Annotated in this window: 19 protein-coding genes; all 19 read left to right on the top strand. The window is 34.4% G+C overall.

The features are described from left to right. Positions 1–10 precede the first annotated feature (10 nt). The 19 genes from BLW60_RS09525 (at position 11) to tagD (ending at position 21511) form a co-directional block, all read left to right on the top strand. Positions 11–802: a glycosyltransferase family 2 protein gene (locus BLW60_RS09525; RefSeq protein WP_074716769.1), complete on the top strand. Its 792-nt coding sequence runs from the start codon at positions 11–13 to the stop codon at positions 800–802. Further along, entirely contained in the window at positions 799–1905 is a 1107-nt protein-coding gene (locus tag BLW60_RS09530; RefSeq protein WP_074716771.1) for a glycosyltransferase, read from the top strand. The genes BLW60_RS09525 and BLW60_RS09530 overlap by 4 nt, the downstream gene beginning before the upstream one ends. A 56-nt stretch (positions 1906–1961) precedes the next feature. Continuing rightward, positions 1962–3257 (top strand): hypothetical protein, encoded by a 1296-nt coding sequence (locus tag BLW60_RS09535; RefSeq protein ID WP_074716773.1) that lies wholly within the window; start codon positions 1962–1964, stop codon positions 3255–3257. Positions 3258–3277: 20 nt separating this feature from the next. Continuing rightward, positions 3278–4138 carry a glycosyltransferase gene (locus BLW60_RS09540; protein WP_074716775.1) on the top strand — a complete coding sequence of 287 codons (861 nt, stop codon included), beginning with the start codon at positions 3278–3280 and terminating at the stop codon, positions 4136–4138. Between the two features lie 80 nt (positions 4139–4218). After that, a complete protein-coding gene (locus tag BLW60_RS09545) occupies positions 4219–5925 on the top strand; it encodes a hypothetical protein (protein WP_074716778.1) in 1707 nt (568 codons plus the stop codon). Then, positions 5882–7327 carry an oligosaccharide flippase family protein gene (locus BLW60_RS09550; RefSeq protein ID WP_074716780.1) on the top strand — a complete coding sequence of 482 codons (1446 nt, stop codon included), beginning with the start codon at positions 5882–5884 and terminating at the stop codon, positions 7325–7327. Before BLW60_RS09545 ends, BLW60_RS09550 begins: the two co-directional genes overlap by 44 nt. 16 nt (positions 7328–7343) lie before the next feature. Continuing rightward, positions 7344–8471 carry a dTDP-4-amino-4,6-dideoxygalactose transaminase gene (gene rffA, locus BLW60_RS09555; RefSeq protein WP_074716782.1) on the top strand — a complete coding sequence of 376 codons (1128 nt, stop codon included), beginning with the start codon at positions 7344–7346 and terminating at the stop codon, positions 8469–8471. 4 nt (positions 8472–8475) lie between these two features. Further along, positions 8476–9513 carry an acyltransferase family protein gene (locus BLW60_RS09560; protein WP_074716785.1) on the top strand — a complete coding sequence of 346 codons (1038 nt, stop codon included), beginning with the start codon at positions 8476–8478 and terminating at the stop codon, positions 9511–9513. Between the two features lie 54 nt (positions 9514–9567). Further along, positions 9568–10815: an ATP-grasp domain-containing protein gene (locus BLW60_RS09565; protein WP_074716787.1), complete on the top strand. Its 1248-nt coding sequence runs from the start codon at positions 9568–9570 to the stop codon at positions 10813–10815. 44 nt (positions 10816–10859) lie between these two features. Continuing rightward, complete coding sequence (locus tag BLW60_RS09570; protein ID WP_175460917.1) at positions 10860–11528, top strand: acetyltransferase; 669 nt, start codon at positions 10860–10862, stop codon at positions 11526–11528. A 17-nt stretch (positions 11529–11545) separates the two neighbouring features. Then, complete coding sequence (locus BLW60_RS09575; protein ID WP_074716791.1) at positions 11546–12649, top strand: ATP-grasp domain-containing protein; 1104 nt, start codon at positions 11546–11548, stop codon at positions 12647–12649. Positions 12650–12683: 34 nt separating this feature from the next. Next, on the top strand, positions 12684–13712 hold the full coding sequence (locus BLW60_RS09580) for an acyltransferase family protein (RefSeq protein ID WP_207645932.1): 1029 nt from the start codon (positions 12684–12686) through the stop codon (positions 13710–13712). 273 nt (positions 13713–13985) lie between these two features. Further along, complete coding sequence (gene rfbA, locus BLW60_RS09585; protein WP_074716795.1) at positions 13986–14873, top strand: glucose-1-phosphate thymidylyltransferase RfbA; 888 nt, start codon at positions 13986–13988, stop codon at positions 14871–14873. A 10-nt stretch (positions 14874–14883) separates the two neighbouring features. Then, on the top strand, positions 14884–15435 hold the full coding sequence (gene rfbC, locus BLW60_RS09590) for a dTDP-4-dehydrorhamnose 3,5-epimerase (protein WP_074716796.1): 552 nt from the start codon (positions 14884–14886) through the stop codon (positions 15433–15435). Positions 15436–15446: 11 nt separating this feature from the next. Further along, the gene (gene rfbB, locus BLW60_RS09595; RefSeq protein WP_074716798.1) at positions 15447–16475 is read left to right on the top strand and encodes a dTDP-glucose 4,6-dehydratase; all 1029 of its coding nucleotides are present in this window, start codon (positions 15447–15449) and stop codon (positions 16473–16475) included. Between the two features lie 3 nt (positions 16476–16478). Beyond that, entirely contained in the window at positions 16479–17366 is an 888-nt protein-coding gene (gene rfbD / locus BLW60_RS09600) for a dTDP-4-dehydrorhamnose reductase (protein WP_074716800.1), read from the top strand. A gap of 29 nt (positions 17367–17395) precedes the next feature. Beyond that, positions 17396–18520 carry a non-hydrolyzing UDP-N-acetylglucosamine 2-epimerase gene (wecB, locus tag BLW60_RS09605; protein ID WP_074717055.1) on the top strand — a complete coding sequence of 375 codons (1125 nt, stop codon included), beginning with the start codon at positions 17396–17398 and terminating at the stop codon, positions 18518–18520. 319 nt (positions 18521–18839) lie between these two features. Beyond that, positions 18840–19700 (top strand): LicD family protein, encoded by an 861-nt coding sequence (locus tag BLW60_RS09610; protein ID WP_074716802.1) that lies wholly within the window; start codon positions 18840–18842, stop codon positions 19698–19700. Positions 19701–19996: 296 nt separating this feature from the next. Beyond that, entirely contained in the window at positions 19997–21511 is a 1515-nt protein-coding gene (tagD, locus tag BLW60_RS09615; protein WP_074716804.1) for a glycerol-3-phosphate cytidylyltransferase, read from the top strand. Positions 21512–21707: the final 196 nt, after the last annotated feature.

Raw genomic sequence — 21707 nt, forward strand, 5'->3', positions numbered from 1 at the left:
GAGGTATTAAATGCCAAATGATTTAAATAATGGGATGGTATCAATTATCATGCCCTCGTATAATACAGGAAAGTATATAGCTGATACGATTGAATCAGTGCTTGCTCAAACATATAAAAATTGGGAGTTAATTATTGTTGATGACTGTTCAACTGATGATACTAATGAAGTCGTTAATAAGTTCAAATATGATGATAGAATAAAGTATTTGAAGAATGATCACAACTCAGGTGCTGCAGTTAGTCGCAATAAAGCACTTAGAGAAGCAAAAGGAAAATGGATTGCTTTTCTGGATTCTGATGATTTATGGTTGCCACATAAATTGATGTGGCAGCTGAAGTTTATGAAGAAACACGATTATCATTTTTCATATACAAACTATTGTGAAATTGATGAGGATGGTGTGGAAACAGGCGTACTCGTCACAGGGCCAAAGCGAATAACTAAAACGGATATGTTTAATTATTGCTGGCCTGGATGTTTGACAGTAATGTACGATAGAGAATATGTTGGTTTAATTCAGATATTAGATATCAAAAAGAATAATGATTATGCCATGTGGTTGAAAGTGTGTCAGAAAGCAGATTGTTATTTGCTAAATAAGTGTTTAGCCAAATATCGAAAAGGTAGAAAAGGCAGTGTTAGTAGTCACAGTGTGAAAACTATGGTAGGTTGGCATTACAAATTATTTCATGAAGCTGAATGTCAGGGAGTAATGAAATCAATGTTTAATACTTGTCGAAATATGATATTTGGTTTATACAAGAAGAAAAGATATGTTAAGTTGGTGGCTAAAAAATGAAAATTGTATACACAAGAAGTTCCACTATTTATGATGACTCTAGAGCAAGTAAGGAGATATCAGCTTTTTTGGAAGCTGGGTATAAAGTAATTGTTCTAGGATGGGATAGGAATAAACTTGCTGTTGAAAAATGTAAAGAGTTATTTAAAGAGTACAATAATAGCATAAAGTTTCGGTTTTATTCAGGTAATGAAGGAAAAAATAAAATCAACAAAATTCTTTCAAGAATTAATTGGAATAAATGGCTAAAAAAACAGTTATACGCTATCAAAAATATAGACATTATACATTCTTGTGATTATGATACAGGGGCAGTCGTAAGAAAATTTGCGTTAAAAAAACACATAAAATATGTGTATGATATTTTCGATTATTATATAGATGCACATCCAGTTCCAGCATTTATGAGAGACATTATAGAAAAAGACGAAATAAGAACCATAAATGATTCAGAGGCTACTATTATTTGTACAGAAGAAAGAAGAGAGCAAATAAAAAAATCATCTCCTAAAAAAGTTTTGGTTATTCATAATTCGCCAGAAGTAGAAGAAATAGAGCCTTGTGTTGAAATATACGATTATGTTTATTGTGGGAGCTTATTTGGTGGAAGACTAATTAAAGAGATTTTGGATTTTTACCCTAAAAATAGTGATCTTAAATTCGTTTTTGCAGGGTATGGTGAATTTGCAGAGTATGCGCAAAAGCTTGATACCCGATATGATAATTTTACTTTTTTAGGATCTATTCCATACTCTGAAGTCTTAGATATAGAGCAACAAGCAAAGGTTATTTCAGCTATTTATGAACCTACTATAAGAAATCATCAACTATGTGCACCAAATAAATTCTATGAAGCATTGGCATTGGGAAAACCAGTAATTGCATGTAAAGGAACAGGAATTGATAAAATAGTTGAAAAAAATAGAATAGGTATATCGATAGATTATTCTGCTGAAAATTTTTATGATGCTTTACGAAATCTTTTGAACGATGAAAATGAAAGAAAAAAAATTCGAATAATAGCAAGAAATGTTTATGACAAGAAATATAAATGGTCGCTTATGAAAAAACAATTATTGGGAGCATACAAGGACTACATATAAGTGATATTTATCTTTTGTTATAATATTTGAAGCCTGAATGGAGAGATATAGGTAGAATGAATAGAGAAATAGAGAAAAGAAACGAAATACCACAAAAATATAAAGCAGTTTTTTCATTTTCTATTGTACTAATGATTTGGGCTAATGTATATACATTTGTGCCGTTTCCAGCTTTAGGCTGTGGCGAAGTGTTTCTTATTGTGATTAGTTTTTATTTAATTATAATGCTAAATAATAAGATAAAGCTTTTTTCTAAGAATAATGGAATATTGTTTTTTATGATTTATGGGTTTATTACGACATTGGTAATGATTTCGATGTTCGATGCAAGCATACCAAAAGTTGCAATTCGTATGGCTAGAGATTTTTTTTATTACTTCATAATTATATTTCTTGGAGCAAATCTTTTTGACATTACTATTTTCAAAAAATGGTGTGTATGGTTCTGTTTATTATTAGCTGTATTTATTATTGTACAAACATTGGTTTACTATCTTTTAGGGTATTTTATACCTGGTTTCCCATTAAACATAATGATTAATGACGGTGGATATACTGGTCAAGGACTTTATGATTCGTATTTATCATATGCAAATATAGCTGGTTATATTAGACCGAATGGCTTTTTATGTGAACCTTCACATTGTGCACAATGCTTCTTAGTTTGTTTAATACTTATTCTTTTTGATGATGGTAAAATAGATAAAACAAAAATCTCTAAAGCAGTATTAGTTACTGTTGGAGCTGTATTAACTATGTCTACTAGTGCAATAATATATATTTTATTTATCTGGATTAATTGGTTGGTTAAAGAAGGTAAATACAATATAATAAAAACATTTATTATAATAATTGCTACAATCATAGCATTCGTAGTATTATTTCTAAGAGGAAATATGAATAATTTATTAGCTGTTAGTCAAAGGTTTACTAATCTTTTTACTGGAGGATCTTTGACAGCATCTTCCGAAGTACGAATGACAAAAGGAATTAATATTTTTTCATCTATGCCTTTTATTTATAAATTATTTGGTATTGGATTTGGTACATATTCATATGCATATGATAGATCAATTATAAGCAAAGATGTTTTTATGGCTAATAACGAGTATATGAATACTTTTGCATATATACTGGTTTCAGCAGGGATTATAGGAATGATTATAATTGCGACTGCAGTTATAACAATATATATTAGAAGTAATAGAGTAGGAAGAATGATGATATTAGCACTGATAGTCATGTCATTGGGATCAAGTATTTATAGTAGCCCAATTTGTGTATGGCTTATGCTTGTCATTATTAATTCTCACTATAACAGACATAAAAATAACGTAGAATGTTATGAATAAAATTTTATAGGGGGGAAAACATGATAGATATTTTGGTGCTTAATTACAACGATTATAATACCACTCTCGAATTTGTTAAAAAAACTTGTAGTTATGAAAGCGTTAGAACTATATTAATAGTAGATAATAATTCTACAGATGATTCATTTTTACAATTAAAAGATGTTGTTTCTTCTAAAGTTGAATTGATAAGAACCCCACGTAATGGTGGCTATGGATATGGAAATAATTATGGAGTTCGATATCTAATTAAAAAATATGATTCAGAATTTATACTTCTTTCTAATCCAGATGTAATCATAGAGGAGCATACCTTAATTAAACTCGAGAGTTTTTTAAAAAAGAATCAAGAGTATATTATTGCTGCACCTTATATGTTAGATAAAAACGGAAAGAAAACAAATAATACAGCATACAAAATTCCCACGTGTTGGCAATACATTTTTTCAATGGGAATAGTATATTCAAAGTATTTTAATAAGACAAGATATGAGAATCTTGAAAAATGCAATTCAGAATTTTTGGATGTTGGAGCTGTAGCTGGGTCATTATTCTTGATGGATGCGAAAAAAATGCTTAAATATGGTATGTATGATGAAAAGATTTTTTTGTACTGCGAGGAAACTGTATTAGGTTTGAAAATTGCAAAATCTCAATATAAAATGGCTTTATTGCCGCAAGAAACATATATACATAATCATTCTGTTTCTATCAATAAAACCATTCAATCTTCAATTAAAAAGCATAAAATTCTTTTGAAAAGTAAACTATATGTGATAAAAAATCATTTCAATGCAAATTCTTTTCAACTGATAATGGCACATATTATCTCAAAAATATCGCTGCTTGAAGTAAGAATTCTTTCCTTGATTAATGATTAAATACAGATATACTAAGTTCAGCAAAATAGATATATGTTTAGTGAGCTTAACTTTCAAAAATGTACTCATTGGAGGATAAAATGAATGCCATTTTAAAAGCAAAAAAAATCTCTAAAGATGTGGCGAAAAAAATAGTAGCATTACCTCAAAAAATGTCTGTTAATGTATCTGATAAAATGATTTTAAAAGAAACGTGTTGGATAGAATCGCTTTATAAGGGATATAATTTTTGGATTAAAATTATCCCAAATCTTTCATTACAGTTTTTTTGTTATGAATTATCTAATCGAATTAAAAATATAATTAAAGATTCTGATAGTTTTAAAACTATTAAAAATATGTGGCTTGAAAAATTTAATAGCAATATATCTGAAGATTATAGATATTTTTTGACACAGTTTTTTTCTATAAATGGAGTGATAGATGATGAGATTTGTAGAAGAATAATAAATTATGGAATGGAACTAGACAATCAAGACTATAGATACTGGTTGACTTTAGATATTAGTAATACTACTTTTAGTTATCAAAGAGGTTTTTATCCAGAATACTATACTGATAGAAGAAAACTATTGAAAAAGATTGCCAATGAATTAAAGATAAATGTTCCTTTTAAACATGATTCTAACAAAAAAACACTTTGCATTGTAACATATTTATTATCGACAGATGTTCGTAATTCAATGCAACGAATAGCATTAATGGTTTCTAATAATTTAAAACAATATTTTGATAATATAACTGTAATAACTTTGGATAGCTTTGTTGTTACTAAAAGGGAAAAGAAAAGAATTAATACTATCTCGAAATGGCGCGATTATCCAGCAATTGATAATAAGAGTGTGATTGATAGTCTGTTTGGTTCTGATATTAGGGTCATTTACTCGCCAAAGAAAGATTATAAAGAACGTTATAAATTTGCATTAGAAGAGATATACAAAATAAATCCATTTGTGATTATTGACATAAGTGATGAATTTTCACCGATATCTTATTATTATTCACAAGATTTTCCAACAGTATATATGCCGTTAAGGGTTGGGGCATCAAGTTCATTTTTTAATATCTTTCAAGGAACAAAGTGGAAGCTATTAGAACTAAATTCTAAGTATCATTTCTATTCAAATGAGAAGCTGATACAATGGAGCTTTCCAGAGTCTGTGCCTATAACAGAAAACAATAAATATACTCGTTTGGATCTTGAAATATCAGAAAACGCTTTTATAATTATTACAATTGCTAAATGCTATAATTGTTGCAATGAAAGTTTTGTTGATGAGATTGCTTGTTTATTAAAAAATAATTTAGATATGATTTGGTTGATTGTTGGTGATAAAGCACCGGCTTATATGCATAAAAAATATCCAGAATTATTTATTGATAACAAAGTGATTGAACGTAGTTTTGAAAATAATCTTATGTCTTTATGTTCATTATGTAATGTATTGTTGCGAACTGATAATACAGGGGGAAGTGGAGCAACTGCTATTGCAGCATTAGCAGGTTTGCCAATAGCTATGACTAATTTCCTTTGTGATCCAATGCGTTGGTTGGGGCGAGATTATTCGAATATAGGTGATTATCATGATTTAATGATGTATATTCAACAGTTACACGATAATAATGATTTATATATTAATAAAAAACAGGAAACACTAGACTTAGTTAATAAAGCAGTCGATTCGCCTGATAAGTGGAAGTATCTAGCTGAAAATATTATTTTCGCAGCGGAGGAATGGTTAAATGAGTCAAAGTTTAAAGAAAAACTCAATTCTAAATATAATTAAAACATGTTCGTCTATCTTATTCCCACTTATCACTTTTCCATATATATCGCGTACTCTACTCCCAGATAACGTGGGAAAAGTAAATTTTGCTATGTCTTTTATAAGTTACTTTGCACTTATCGCATCTTTGGGAGTGCAGACTTATGCAATTAGAGAGTGTGCTTCTGTTAAAAATGATAATTCGAAACTTAATAATATTTCAAGTCAGATTTTTTCGATTAATCTTTGTATGACAGTAATTGCATATCTATCATTATTCTTGACATTAATAATTGCAAGAAAACTGGATAACTATAGGGTGCTGATTATAATTCAAAGTACAACAATTATATTCACAACACTTGGAACTGATTGGCTTAACTCTGCAATGGAGGATTTTAAGTATATTACACTTAGAACTATAGGTTTTCAGTTGATATCGTTAATTGCAATGTTTACATTTATTCATAAGCCAGAAGATTACATAAAATATGCAATTATTAATGTTGTTTCAAGTAGTGGAGCAAATGTTGCTAATATGTGGTATCGCAAGAGGTATTGTGATGTTAGATTTACGTTACAAATAGATTGGAAACGACATATGATACCTATTTCGTTATTGTTTGTAATGACTCTATCTCAAACTATTTTTAATAATGCTGACATGACGATGCTGGGCTTAATGAAAGACGATTATCAGGTTGGCTTATATAGTACAGCACATAAGATTACACACTTAATATCAACGATTGTTCAGTCTGTGATTTTAGTAGTTATACCTAGACTTTCATATTATTTTGCAAAAGATGACTGGGATAGTGCAAATAAATTGTTAAGGAAACTATTATTACTCAATATTGGTTTAGGGTTACCGTGTGTGACTGGGGTAGTCATGCTTGCAAAAGATATCGTTTGGCTCGTTGGAGGAGATGAATTTGCAGCGGCAGCTCCTGTAATGCAAGTCTTGATTCTTGCATTTATGTTTTCGTTAGTTGGTGGAAGCTTTTTGGGAAATGCAATTCTTATTCCTACTAAAAATGAAAAATATTATATGATAGTATGCTGTATTACAGCGGTTATTAATATAGTAATTAATGCCATATTAATTCCATATTTTGCAGCTGTAGGAGCTGCAATTGCGACTGCATTTAATGGATTTGTTATTCTTGTTTTGTTAGCATGGAAAGTTGATAAGCGCCTTTCTATCGAAAGAAAACGGAATATTTTTTTAGGACCGATACTAGGATGTGTAGGTATTTGCATGTGTTGCCTTTTATGTAGATTAATATCGAATTTATGGCTTAGAATAATACTAAGTATTATTTCAAGTATGGGATCTTATGCAATCATTTTACAACTTTGTAAAAGTGACTTTGTAAAAGAAATATTAGATATTGTAAAACTGAAAACAAATAGGCATTGATAGAATGGAGAAAAATATGATTAATTTTAATGTACCGCCATATATTGGTGATGAATTGGATTATGTTAATCAAGCAGTAGAAGCCCATAAGATTTGTGGTGATGGGCCTTTTACAAAAAAATGCAATGAATGGATGGAAAAACGATTTCATGCTCAGAAAGTGCTTTTGACTACTAGTGGTTCTACAGCTTTGGATATGGCACTTTTATTGTGTGATCTTAAGCCAGGGGATGAAGTGATTCTGCCAAGTTATACTTTTTCAAGTACGGCGAATGCAGCTGTTCTTGCAGGAGCTAAACTTGTTTTTGTTGATATTCGTCCTGATACAATGAATATTGATGAAAAGAAGATTGAGCAGGCAATCACTGACAAGACTAAGGTTATCATTGCAATGCATTATGCTGGTGTAGCTTGTGAGATGGATACAATTATGGATATTGCGAATCGTTATAATCTTATGGTTGTTGAGGATGCTGCCCAGGCTGTTATGAGTACATATAAAGGAAAGGCTCTCGGAACAATTGGTGACTTCGGTTGTTTCTCTTTTCATGAAACTAAGAATTATTCCATGGGCGAAGGTGGTGCAATATTAATCAACAAACAAGCTTATAATGAAAAGGCGGAAATTTTGCGTGAAAAGGGTACTAATCGAGCAAAATTCTTCCGAGGTCAGGTTGATAAGTATACATGGGTTGATTTTGGTGATAGTTATCTACCAAGCGAATTGAATGCTGCTTATCTTTGGGCACAGTTGCAAAAAGCGGATGAGATTAACAATAATAGACTATTATCATGGCAGAAATATTATGAAGCATTTAAGCCGCTTGCTGATGAAGGTAAGATAGAGATACCATTCATTCCAAAAGAATGTGTACATAATGCTCATATGTTTTATGTAAAGTTGGGTGATCTTGAACAGCGTACTTCTTTTATAAAATATTTGCATGAAAAAGGAGTATGGTGTGTATTCCACTATATTCCGCTTCACTCAGCACCAGCTGGATTAAAATATGGCATGTTTTTTGGAGATGATGTGTTTACAACCAAAGAGAGTGAACGATTAGTGCGCTTACCGATGTATTATGGAATGACAGATGAAGATAGAAATACAGTTATTGAGTGTGTATTGAATTATTTTGCATAAACGTATGGATAATAAAGAAAATATAAGTTCTGGGGCAAAAAGAAATCTGATTGGTTTTGATGTTCTCAAAATAATTGCATCATCTTTTATTGTGTTGCATCATTACCAACAAGTATTTAATTTGCAGTTTGATGGAATCAACTTTTATGGCGGTGTTTTTAATTTTGGATATTTTGTTGAATTATTTTTCATTATCTCTGGCTATTTAACGCTTTACTCTGATAAACTCGGCGGAGCGTTTCATAGCATAAAATATAAGTTATTACGTTTTTTTCCAATAACAACTATAGCATGCTTTTTTACTTTAATTGTAAAAAGTGTTTTGGCGGATGATATTTTTGCCCTATGGAATTGGAAAGCACTGATAGCTAATTTTCTACTATTGTTTTCAGGCTATCCATACTTTTCGATGATTGGTATTAATAATCCAACATGGTATCTGTGTGTGTTGATTCAGTGCTTTATGGTTTATTATTTAATTAGAGAAATAAGTAACCGTCTTCATATTCCCCGAATATGGTTAGACTGTGTTGTTGTGGGATGCGTGATAGCTTTAAAATACATTTCTATTCTTCCAGATAGTACTTATCGTGCGTTAGAGTCTTTTTCTATTGGTTTAATTATTTGTGGGCTTGAGAAGCAGAAGTTGATTAAAAAATCGAGATATACATCATTAGTTTTGCTTATTCTCTTAGCATTTTCTGCTATGAGTAGTCTAATTATTTCATCTCAGCAAAGACGTATATTAACTTTTGTCTCTTTTCCTGCTTTAATAATTCTTTGTATATTCTCCCAATTTGATATTATAGAGAAATACAAGAGTACAATAACTGTTTGTGGAAAAGTTTCATTTGAAGTGTATATTTGGCATTATCCACTAATGGCTACTGAACAGATGATTAGCCGCATTTCGGGTATTGAGGTTGAGCGTTGCTTCATGACGATGTTTTTATTTTTGTTGGTAATATGGATTCTTGCGTATTTGCTTTATCGTTTTGTTGAAACACCAATTAATACTTTGATAAAGCGAAAACAAGACTAAATAAGTATTGAATTGACATTAAGCTTTATATAAACAGAGGAGGTAGAATAGACGATGAAACAGAAAGAAAAGCTTCTCATTATTGGTGCGAGCATCGGACAGGTTCCATTATTAGAAAAGGCAAAAGCAAGAGGAATTCATGTCACGGTAGCGACCATTCCTGGCAAGTATCCTTGTATTTCGATGGCGGATGATGTAATCTATTTGGATATCTATGATCGCGATGGCATTGTGAAGGAAGCCAATAAGCGTTGTATTACTGCTGTTATTTCCGATCAGAATGACCTTATGAATCCAACCGTTGCGTATGTGGCTGAAAAGCTTGGGATTCCTGGTAATCGCTTTGACACAGTTGAGACCTATTGTAATAAGAATTTTTTTCGAAATGCTTGTGATCAGGTGGGCGTGCCTTCACCCAAGCATATCGCTGTAAATTCTGTGGATTTTGACTTGGCTACATTAAAATGCCCACTGCCATGGATAGTTAAGCCAGCAGATTCGCAGTCCAGCATTGGAGTACAGCGCATTGACAGCCTTGATGAACTGAAGCCAGCACTGGAATTTGCGTTGAGCAAATCACCAACGCATTGTGCGATTGTCGAGGAGTACTTTTTTGGAAGAGAGTTAGTTTGCGAGGGCTTTATTAACGATGGAAATTACTATTTACTTTCTTTTGCAGACAGAAAGTATTTTGATTTGCCAGATCTTCTGATTCCGAGTCAAACGCTTTTCCCATCAGTGGTCCAAACTGAGTTGTTGGAGCGAATCATAAGCTGTGAGAAGAAACTTACGGCGTATACAAAGCCAGCATTTGCAATCGTGCATTCGGAATATCTGTTCAATGAGCAGACTGGGGAAATACGTATTGTGGAGAGTGCATTGCGTGGTGGTGGTGTTTATATCTCATCAGATCTCATTCCGATGGCGACCGGTATTGACATTAACAATGTCCTGTTGTGCAAGGCGTTAGGAGAAAATGTCGATATTGATGCGGTATTTGCAAAGCGGCAAGAGCGTGCTTCAGGCTATGTGTGCTTTTATCTTCCAGATGGAGTAATAGAAGAAGTAAAAGGAGCGGATGATGTCAAAGCATTACCATTTGTTCGCAAAGCTTATATTGATGATTTGGTTGTTGGTAAGAGAACAGAGCGAATGACTTATAAGGGAGCAAGGAAGGGACCTATTCTTGTGTCAGGTGCAGATCGAAATGAATTGGAAGCAAATATTCGAACAGTACAGGAGACATTTCAAATTGTGGTTAGGAACAATAATGGTGAGGCAAAAGGCATCATTTGGAGTTAAGTACTTTGTACAACTGCGTGGTTAACATGAAACGAGAGGTGATTATGATGTATCTTTGGATTGTCGGAAATGGTATTCATGCAGGAGTACTTTGGGAGTATCTAAGTTCAGATGTATTATTGATGAAGGACCATCAAATTTGTGGTTTTATTGCCGATGAAGAATATATTCAAGATGAACAGTTCAAAGGCCTTCCAGTAAAAACTTTTGAAGGATTTGGTGAAAATGAGAGAAAGGACGTGCTTCTTCTTTTAGGCATTGGTTATAGCCATATGGCGGATTTTCGTGAGAAGCTGTATCATAGATGTAAGAAAAATGGTTTTGCATTTCTAAATTATATTCATCCGACAGCCGTTATTCATCCCTCTGTAAGGATGGGAGAAGGAAATGTAATTTTGGAAAATGTGATTATAGAAGCAGGTTGTGAGATAGGTTCAGGAAATATGTTTTATGGTGGTAGTGTATTAGGACATGACACTTTTATGGGAGATTATAACACAATGTCAATAGGGGCTGTAACAGCAGGATGTGTTAAAATTAATAATCATTGTTTCCTGGGTGTTCGTGCCGTTATTAGAGATCATGTGACATTATCAAATTATGCTTTGGTTGGAGCTGCGGCCTATGCGTATAAGGATGTTCCTGCTTATCATGTTGTGTACTCACCACGATGTGAGATGTCAGGTGAGAAGAAAAGTGTAGATTTAATATAAGGTGTGGTGACTATTACATGAGTAATCTTGCAATTATTGGTGCTAGCTATTTACAGCTACCTCTAATCGAAAAAGCTAAAGAAATGGGGTTTACGACACACGTGTTTGCGTGGGCGGCGAATGATGTCGGTGAAAAGGCGGCAGATTATTTTTATCCAATTAGCATTATTGAAAAGGAAAAGATACTAGAAAAATGTCGTGAAATTGGTATTTGTGGTATTTGTAGTATTGCATCGGATGTAGCAATGGTAACTGTGAACTATGTAGCTAACGCATTGGGATTAGTCGGAAACAGTCCAGAGGCAACATATAAAAGCACAAATAAACACGCAATGCGTCTTGCATTTGAGGCAAATGGTGATCCGTCCCCCAAAAGCTATCTCGTTGATGAAACAACAAATTTAAGTTCACTGCAACTTGATTATCCAATTATTGTTAAGCCGACAGATCGCAGTGGTAGTCGTGGTATATGTAAACTTCACACTGCTGAGGGACTTTCCAATGCTGTTTCACATGCTATTGAAGAAAGCTTTGAAAAAAAAGCACTTGTTGAAGAATTTGCTGAGGGGCAGGAGTATAGTGTCGAGTTTATTTCTTATCATGGTCGACACCATTTTTTACAGCTGACACAAAAATACACTACCGGTGAGCCGCATTTTATTGAGACTGGACATTTGGAACCTGCACCTGTTGAAGAGGAAATGGTTGAGTGTATCAAACAGGTTGTTACACATGCTTTGGATACACTTGGAATTGAAAACGGTGCTTCACATTCTGAGCTGAAAATTGACAATAACAAAATTATTAAATTAATCGAGATTGGTGGAAGAATGGGCGGTGACTGTATCGGTAGTGATTTGGTACGTTATTCAACTGGATACGATTTTGTGCGCATGGTTATTGATGTTGCGTGTGGCAATGAACCAGTATTTGAAAATGTTTGCAAGCCATGTAAAGTCAAGAGTGTATTCATGTTTACACAAGAGGATGTAGATGAGTTTGAAAAGATGAAGAATGAGCAACCTGAAAAAATACTAAAAATTGTAAGTTATTATCCTGAGAATCTTGGTCATGTGACGGACAGTTCAAATCGCGTAGGCTGCTATATCGTGAAAGCATAATGTGAGCAAAAGGAGGAATTAATCAGTGTATCAAGTGGCACAGCAGACCGATAGAGCATATTTCAACGTGTTAAAGGGAGTTCTTATTATTTTGGTTGTGATTGGGCATTTTTTGCAAATCATTACGCAGTATCCAGCTGAATTGCATGCGCCTGAATTTGAAACGCTTATACGTGTGAGTGAAGGAATTGTTCTGTTTATATATAGTTTTCATATGCCACTGTTTGTATTTGTTTCAGGCTATTTTTCAAAAAATCTGCTTAAACGAAGGAATAAAGCGTTTGCAGAGTTGTTGATTTCATATTTGCTTATTCAGTTTATGTTCGGCTGTCTCGAGTTGATCTTGCACAGAGATTCCTCTGCATTTACTAATTTGTTTTATCCTCACTTTGGCTTATGGTATTTGCTGGCACTGTTCCTGTGGAGAATGTTGCTCCCCAATCTAGTAAAAGTGCGAGGAATCGTATGGATAGCACTTGTTTTGAATATCATCAGCGGTGTGTTTTTAGGGTTTGATAATACAATGGCAATACAAAGAACAGTTGCATTTTTAATTTATTTTCTGATTGGCTATTATACAGATGATGTATATTTGAAAAAAGTTCGTACACTGCTACCGAAGTGGCTTGCAAGGATACTGTTGCTAGTGGGAGCTATCTTGATGATTAGTGGTAATTTATATTTGAAAAAATATAGTTTGTTCCTAAATATTTTTGTGCATTCAAGAGTATCTATTTCGCTGAAAACTTTTTATCTGGAAGTATTAATGTATTCCTTTGCGTTTGTAGTAGCAGTGATTATGGGGGGGCTAGTGCTAAATGCACTGCCAGAGAAAAATAGCTTGATTGAGCGCGTTGGTGTTGATACAATGCCATTATATGCACTACATTTGTTTGTGTATACTGTTTTACTCGCTGTCTCGTCACATTGTGAGGAAGTGGTCGCTATTGTTATTATGATTATCGGGACATTGTTTTCCATTTTACTTTTTAGTACGGCGTTATGCCGAAAAATATGGAAAATGTGTTTTGTAAAAGCAGGGCAGCTGATTTTCAAAGTGTAGTACGCAGAAGAAGTAATGGAGAAGGCTAAAACATGAAAGGGATTAGCTTAGCCACTTAATAAAGAATGGAAATAATAGGCTGATTATAAGTAAATAATTAAAAATGTAATAGGTTCACTGATTGCTATCTTTATATTTATTTCTTGCAAACCATTTATATGGAGTATTGTTATCTTGTTTTTTATTGCTATTGCATTTTTAATTCGTTTAAAGGTACATTTTGCGATATGTTATTACAAGAATTTATGAGAATAATGAAGAGGATGTGATTTTATGAAAGGTATTATCCTTGCCGGAGGTTCCGGTACAAGGCTTTATCCATTGACAATGGTAACATCGAAGCAGTTGCTTCCCGTATACGATAAGCCGATGGTTTATTATCCGTTGTCAACACTTATGTTGGCGGGAATAAAAGACATTCTTATAATTTCCACCCCAAAAGATCTTCTTAATTTTGAAAGATTGCTTGGAGATGGATCAGAGTATGGTATCAATCTATCATATAAAGTTCAGCCAAGTCCTGATGGACTTGCACAAGCCTTTATCTTAGGCGACGAGTTTATCGATAATGATGCCTGTGCAATGGTCCTTGGCGATAATATTTTCTATGGAAATGGCTTTGGCTCAATTCTTCGTGAAGCAGTAAGAGATGCAGAAGATAATAAAAGAGCAACTGTTTTTGGATACTATGTACCAGATCCTGAACGCTTTGGGGTAGTAGAGTTTAATGATAAAGGACAGGTTATCTCAATAGAAGAAAAGCCTGTACATCCAAAGAGCAATTATGCGGTAACAGGTCTGTATTTCTATCCGTCAGGAGTATCTGTAAAAGCAAATCAGGTCAAGCCATCAGCACGTGGTGAGTTGGAGATTACAACTCTAAATGAAATGTATCTTAAAGAAAAACTACTTGATGTTCAGCTTCTTGGCCGTGGTTTCGCGTGGCTTGATACAGGTACTATGGACAGCCTTGCGGAAGCTACCAACTTTGTTCAAATGATTCAAAATCGTCAGGGCATTGAGATTTCTGCTCCAGAAGAAATAGCATTTATTAATGGTTGGATTAATAAGGAAGGACTTATGAAGTCAGCTGAAAAGTATGGTAAATCGCCTTATGGACAGCATTTGAAAAAAGTTGCAGAAGGTAAGATTAGATATTAAGGAGTTAAAAATGGGAAACTTTACTTTTAATGAAACAAAAATAAAAGATGTTTACATAATTGATGTTAAGACATATGGCGATAATCGTGGTTATTTCATGGAAACTTATAAAGAATCAGATTTCAAAGAAGCAGGTCTTGATTACAACTTCGTTCAAGATAATCAGTCAAGTTCACTAAGAGGGGTTCTTAGAGGATTACATTTTCAAAAGACACATCCGCAGGCAAAACTTGTTCGTGTACTTAAAGGTGAAGTTTTTGACGTTGCTGTTGATCTTAGAAAGAATAGTCCTACATATGGACAGTGGGTTGGAGTAGTTCTTTCAGAGGGAAATAAGCGTCAGTTTATGATTCCACGAGGATTTGCTCATGGTTTTGTAGTAATTAGTGACTATGCTGAATTTTCATATAAGTGTGACGATTTGTATCACCCTGAAGATGAAGGTGGTATTATGTGGAATGATCCGGAGATTGGTATTGATTGGCCTGATGTTGGCGAAATCATTCTAAGCGAAAAGGATAAAGTTCAACCTTCATTTGCTGATTCAAAAATAGAATTCTAAGGAGTATTTCTATGAATATATTTGTCACAGGCGGAGCCGGATTTATAGGCTCAAATTTCGTATTCCATATGCTTGACACATATCCTGACTACAGAATAGTATGTCTGGACAAGCTCACATACGCAGGCAACCTTTCAACACTGGAGCCTGTAATGAAGAATCCGAATTTCCGCTTCGTAAAGATAGATATATGCGACCGAGAGGCTATTTACAAGCTGTTTGAGGAAGAGAAGCCAGATATCGTAGTAAACTTCGCAGCAGAGTCACACGTTGACCGTTCTATTGAGAACCCTGAGATTTTCCTCCAGACAAATATCCTTGGTACGCAGGTCCTTATGGACGCTTGTCGTAAGTACGGTATCCAGAGATATCATCAGGTATCTACTGACGAAGTATACGGCGATCTTCCGCTCGACAGACCTGATCTCTTCTTTACTGAGGAGACACCGATACATACAAGCAGTCCCTACAGCTCGTCAAAGGCAGGCGCCGATCTTCTCGTTATGGCTTACCACAGAACCTACGGTCTGCCTGTGACAATTTCACGCTGTTCAAATAACTACGGACCTTATCACTTCCCCGAGAAGCTGATACCTCTGATGATAGCAAACGCTCTTGCAGACAAGCCTCTCCCTGTATACGGTGAAGGCCTTAATGTCCGTGACTGGCTCTATGTTGAGGATCACTGCCGTGCTATTGACCTTATTATCCATAAAGGCAGAGTAGGCGAAGTCTACAATGTAGGCGGACACAACGAGATGAAGAATATAGATATCGTTAAGCTCATCTGTAAGGAGCTCGGCAAACCCGAGAGCCTTATAACACACGTTGAGGACAGAAAGGGTCACGATATGCGCTACGCTATCGATCCTACAAAGATCCACAACGAGCTTGGCTGGCTGCCTGAGACAAAGTTCGAGGACGGCATAAAGAAGACTATCAAGTGGTATCTAGAGAACCGCGAGTGGTGGGAAACTATCATCAGCGGCGAGTACCAGAATTACTATGAGAAGATGTATGGCAACCGGGCAGAGGTGTGAAAAATGAAAGCATTCGTAACAGGTGTAGGCGGACAGCTCGGACATGACGTAATGGACGAGCTGTCAAAGCGCGGATATGAGGCTACAGGCTCCGATATACTGGAGTCTGTACCCACAGACTATCCCTATGTTCAGCTTGACATCACAGACGCTGAGGCAGTAGAGAAGGCTATCAGCGAGGTAAATCCAGATGTTGTTGTACACTGTGCCGCATGGACAGCAGTTGACGCTGCCGACGACGAGGAGAACAAGCCCAAGGTCAAGGCTATCAACGTTGATGGTACTCAGAATATTGCCAATGTCTGCAAAAAATTGAATTGCAAGATGATATACATTTCCACTGATTATGTTTTCAACGGTCAAGGAACAGAGCCGTGGCAGCCCGATTGCAAGGATTACGCTCCGCAGAACGTATACGGACAATCAAAGCTCGACGGCGAGCTTGCTGTTGCAAATACTCTTGATAAGTACTTCATCGTTCGTATCGCATGGGTATTTGGCGTGAACGGCAAGAACTTCATCAAGACCATGGTAAATGTGGGTAAAACACATGAAGAAGTAAGAGTTGTATCCGACCAGATTGGTACACCTACCTATACCCTCGACCTGTCAAGACTTCTTGTTGATATGGCAGAGACTGAGAAGTACGGCTACTATCACGCTACAAATGAGGGCGGCTATATCTCATGGTATGACTTTACTGTGGAGATATACCGTCAGGCAGGAATGTCGACCAAGGTAACTCCTGTTACTACAGCTGAGTACGGACTTAGTAAAGCTGCAAGGCCATTCAACAGCAGACTTGATAAGTCAAAGCTGGTTGAAAACGGTTTCAATCCCCTTCCTACATGGCAGGATGCACTTGCAAGATATTTAAAGGACATTACATAATTATTTGATTACAGGAGAACATACACATGATGCAAAAAAGAAAAATAATGACAGTGTTTGGAACAAGACCAGAGGCAATAAAAATTTGTCCGCTTGTTAACGAAATGAAAAAAAGAGAAGGGCTTGAAGTGGTCGTATGTGTTACTGCACAGCATCGTCAGATGCTTGATCAAGTTCTCAAAACGTTTAATGTTGTGCCTGATTATGATCTTAACATTATGAAGGAGCGTCAGACACTTTTTGACATCACAACTAATATTCTTAACGCTATAAAAGAGGTTCTAGAAAAGGAAAAGCCAGATGTTGTTCTCGTTCATGGTGACACTTCAACAACATTCGTAACTGCTTTAGCTTGTTTTTATCTTCAGATTCCTGTTGGTCATGTTGAAGCTGGTCTCAGAACATATAATATTTACTCTCCTTACCCTGAAGAGTTTAATCGTCAGGCAGTTGGCATTTTGAGTCAGTATAACTTTGCACCAACTCAGCTTGCTGCGGATCACCTAATTGCAGAGGGAAAGAATCCTGAAAGTATTTATATAACTGGTAATACAGTTATTGATGCAATGCAACATACAGTAAAGAAAGATTACACTCATCCGGAACTTGAATGGGTAGGAGAATCAAAGCTTATTTTTATTACTGCACATAGACGTGAAAATCTTGGTGAACCGATGCATCATATGTTTAGAGCGATTAGAAGAGTATTGGATGAACATCCTGATTGCAAAGCAGTTTACCCAATTCATATGAATCCAGTTGTTCGTCAGGCTGCAGATGAAGAACTTGGTGACTGTAATAGAATTCATATCATTGAACCTATAGAGGTCTTTGATTGTCATAACTTTGAAGCAAGGAGTTTTCTTTGCTTAACTGATTCAGGTGGAATTCAGGAAGAGTGCCCATCTTATGGAGTTCCGGTTCTGGTTATGAGAGACACAACGGAGAGACCAGAAGGGGTTGAGGCTGGTACATTAAGGCTAGTGGGGACTGATGAAGAAGTGATTTATAAGGCGTTTAAAGAGCTTCTTGAAAATGAAGAAGCATATAATAAAATGTCTCATGCCTGCAATCCCTATGGTGATGGATATGCATGCAAGAGAATTGCGGATATTCTTGAAGGAAAAGATTATCTGCCTTGGAATTTTAAATAATATTATTAAAAGCAATATCACATTTTTGCTTTAATTCCTTGGATTTAATATGTTGTGAAGCATATAGAGATAGGGTTACTTAATATTTTGTTAAGTTCTATTTAAATTTGTGCTTTACATATTTGTTGACGTATTAAAATGCTGTTTTTGATGGCCATTATAAAATAAAATCTATGTACTATTATTTCAATGAAAAAATAATTAGCACGATTAAATTTTTTATTTGAGTGATGATCTTTCAATACTTATATATTTGAATTATGGCATGATTTTAAAGTGATATATATACGTTTAAAAATCTGATTATAAGAGGTGCTTTATGTCAGTTAATATTAATGCGGATGAACTACATGAAAGATTGCTTACTATGGCAAAATATTTTCATGCGTTTTGTGAGGAAAATAATATAGATTATTACATGTTAGGTGGGACTATGCTTGGAGCGGTTCGTCACAAAGGGTTCATTCCTTGGGATGATGATATGGATTTTGGTATTCCAAGAAGTGATTATGATCGCTTCATACAGTTATTTAATGAGAAGAGTAAACCAGAATACGAACTTCGTTTTTATAAAAATGCTAAAAACTCTCCAATGCACTATGCAAAGTTAATTGACAATCGTACTACTTTGATTGAGTGTAACTATCATAATTATATTGAAGGCTTATATATTGATATTTTTCCGTTAGATGTTGCTGATAAAAATAATATTTCTGAAAGAATAAGGAATAAAAGAATTATGATTAAGCATTCTTTGATAATTAATCATTGTTCAACTATTTCTGAAAGAGAAATAATCAATGGGAGAGGTATAGCTAAGGGATTGTTAAAAATTATTATAAAAAAATATGCTCAAATGAGAAATTTGAATAAACTTCATAATTCGTTAGAAGAATTGATGACGAAGAGAAAAGATGATAATCTTGGTTACATAGCGAATTATTTAGGTGCATGGGGTGAAAGAGAAATAGTTCCTAAATCGACTATGGGAGTTCCGGTATTATATCAATTTGATGATACGCAGTTATATGGTCCCGAAGATTATGATGGTTATTTGAAAAGTTTGTATGGAAAATATATGGAACTACCGCCAAAAGAAAAACGTATTTTTAAGCATAGTTTTTATTATTTGAATTTAAATAGACCATATCGTAAATACAATAATAAGAAAGCAATATAGGTTTAATTACCTTTTGAACAAAACTATGTGCTTATTCTTACTATACGAGTTATCATGCAAATGTGATTAAAATTAGAGATAAAAAAGAAATTCTCATAAAAATGTTTATGCGGAATAATATGATTTATAGTATGTACATAACATAATCCTAATTTGGCATAATTGATAATCTATAAACAAATAGATAGAAAAAATTGGCATAATTTAGGTGTTTATGATTTTTTGATTGTAGTAATATAAATTTAAATTAATGAGTAAAAATTTTTGTGCGAATTTTAGTTTGGAAGGTTAGACTAATGAATAAAATTGGCATTTTAGGTGCGGGTACATGGGGAATAGCACTAGCAAGGATGTTATGTTTAGTTGGAAATGATGTTCAGGTTTGGTCCGCTCTCCCTGACGAGATTATCGAATTACAAACATTACATAAGCATAAAAATTTATATAATGTGGTTATACCTGATTCGATTAATTTTACGGCTGACATTACTAAGGCTGTAAAAGACAAGGATATGATTATATTTGCTGTTCCTTCCATATATGTGAGATCAACAGCGAAAATGGTCGCACCATTATATAAAGGAGAAATTATTGTTGATGTTGCAAAAGGGATTGAATCCGATTCACTTATGACTATGAGTGAAGTAATAAAATCAGAAATACCGAAAGCAAATGTTGTAGCACTATCAGGACCAACTCATGCTGAAGAAGTAGCACTTGATCTTCCAACGACAATTGTATCTGCTTGTGAAGATATGGCATTGGCTGAGTATGTTCAATCCATATTCTCCACACCATCCATGCGAGTTTATACTAATACGGATATAAAGGGTGTTGAAATATGTGGTGCGTTGAAAAACATTATTGCACTTGCATCGGGAATAGCTTCGGGGATGGGGTTTGGTGATAATACGAGGGCTGCTTTAATAACACGAGGGTTATCTGAAATCGAAAGACTAGGATTAAAGATGGGATGCTTACCAGACACGTTTTCAGGCTTAGCTGGCATAGGAGATCTTATTGTAACTTCAACAAGTAATCATAGTAGAAATAACAAGTGTGGATATTTAATAGGGCAAGGCTACAGTCCATCAGATGCTGTAAAGCAAGTTGGGATGGTCGTAGAAGGAATTAATGCTATTCCTGCAGCAATTCAATTATCCGAAAAAAATGATGTTGAATTACCACTTATTTTTGCTGTGGATGATATTATAAATCATGCGGTTGAACCACTTGAGGCAGTAAAGCGATTAATGGGACGTAACTATAAATCAGAGTTAAGAAAGTATGTTATAGATATTAATTATGAAAGTGCAGTGTTGAAAAATACATCAATTAGAGTAAAAGGAGATCAAAGTATGAAAAGAGTTATTACTTATGGAACGTTTGACTTGCTTCATTATGGACATATTAATTTGCTAAGAAGAGCTAAAGCACTCGGTGACTATCTGATTGTTGTGATTTCGTCTGATGAATTCAATTGGAATGAAAAGCATAAGAAATGTTATTTTACATATGAGCAAAGAAAAGCACTTGTTGAAGCTATTCGTTATGTTGATCTTGTTATTCCAGAGGAAAGTTGGAATCAGAAGCGAACAGATATGCATGAGTATCATATTGATACTTTTGTTATGGGTGATGATTGGAAAGGAAAGTTTGATTTTTTAAAGGAAGAAGGAGTAGACGTTGTTTATCTTCCTCGTACACCAGAAATAAGCAGTAGTAAGATGAAGAAAGATCTTTATGATGCAAATGCTGTTGATGGTGAAAGCAAGACTAACCATGATGACATTAATACGGATCCAAAGTAACTTTTTATAATTAAAGCAAAAGGTTACAGCTTTTTTAAACGAGGCATGTGTTTAAATGGCAGTGCCTCAGAGAATTTTGAGGATATCATACTTAGGATTCTCTGCACTGCCGACAAAACTATATATCCATGATTGTTTTTCTTTGATTTAGGTGCTTGTTTCTTTTAATAAGATGACAAACGAACAACTGAATTAG

Source organism: Ruminococcus flavefaciens, assembly GCF_900108555.1.
In the GTDB taxonomy this organism is placed as follows: Bacteria; Bacillota; Clostridia; order Oscillospirales; family Ruminococcaceae; genus Ruminococcus; species Ruminococcus flavefaciens_P.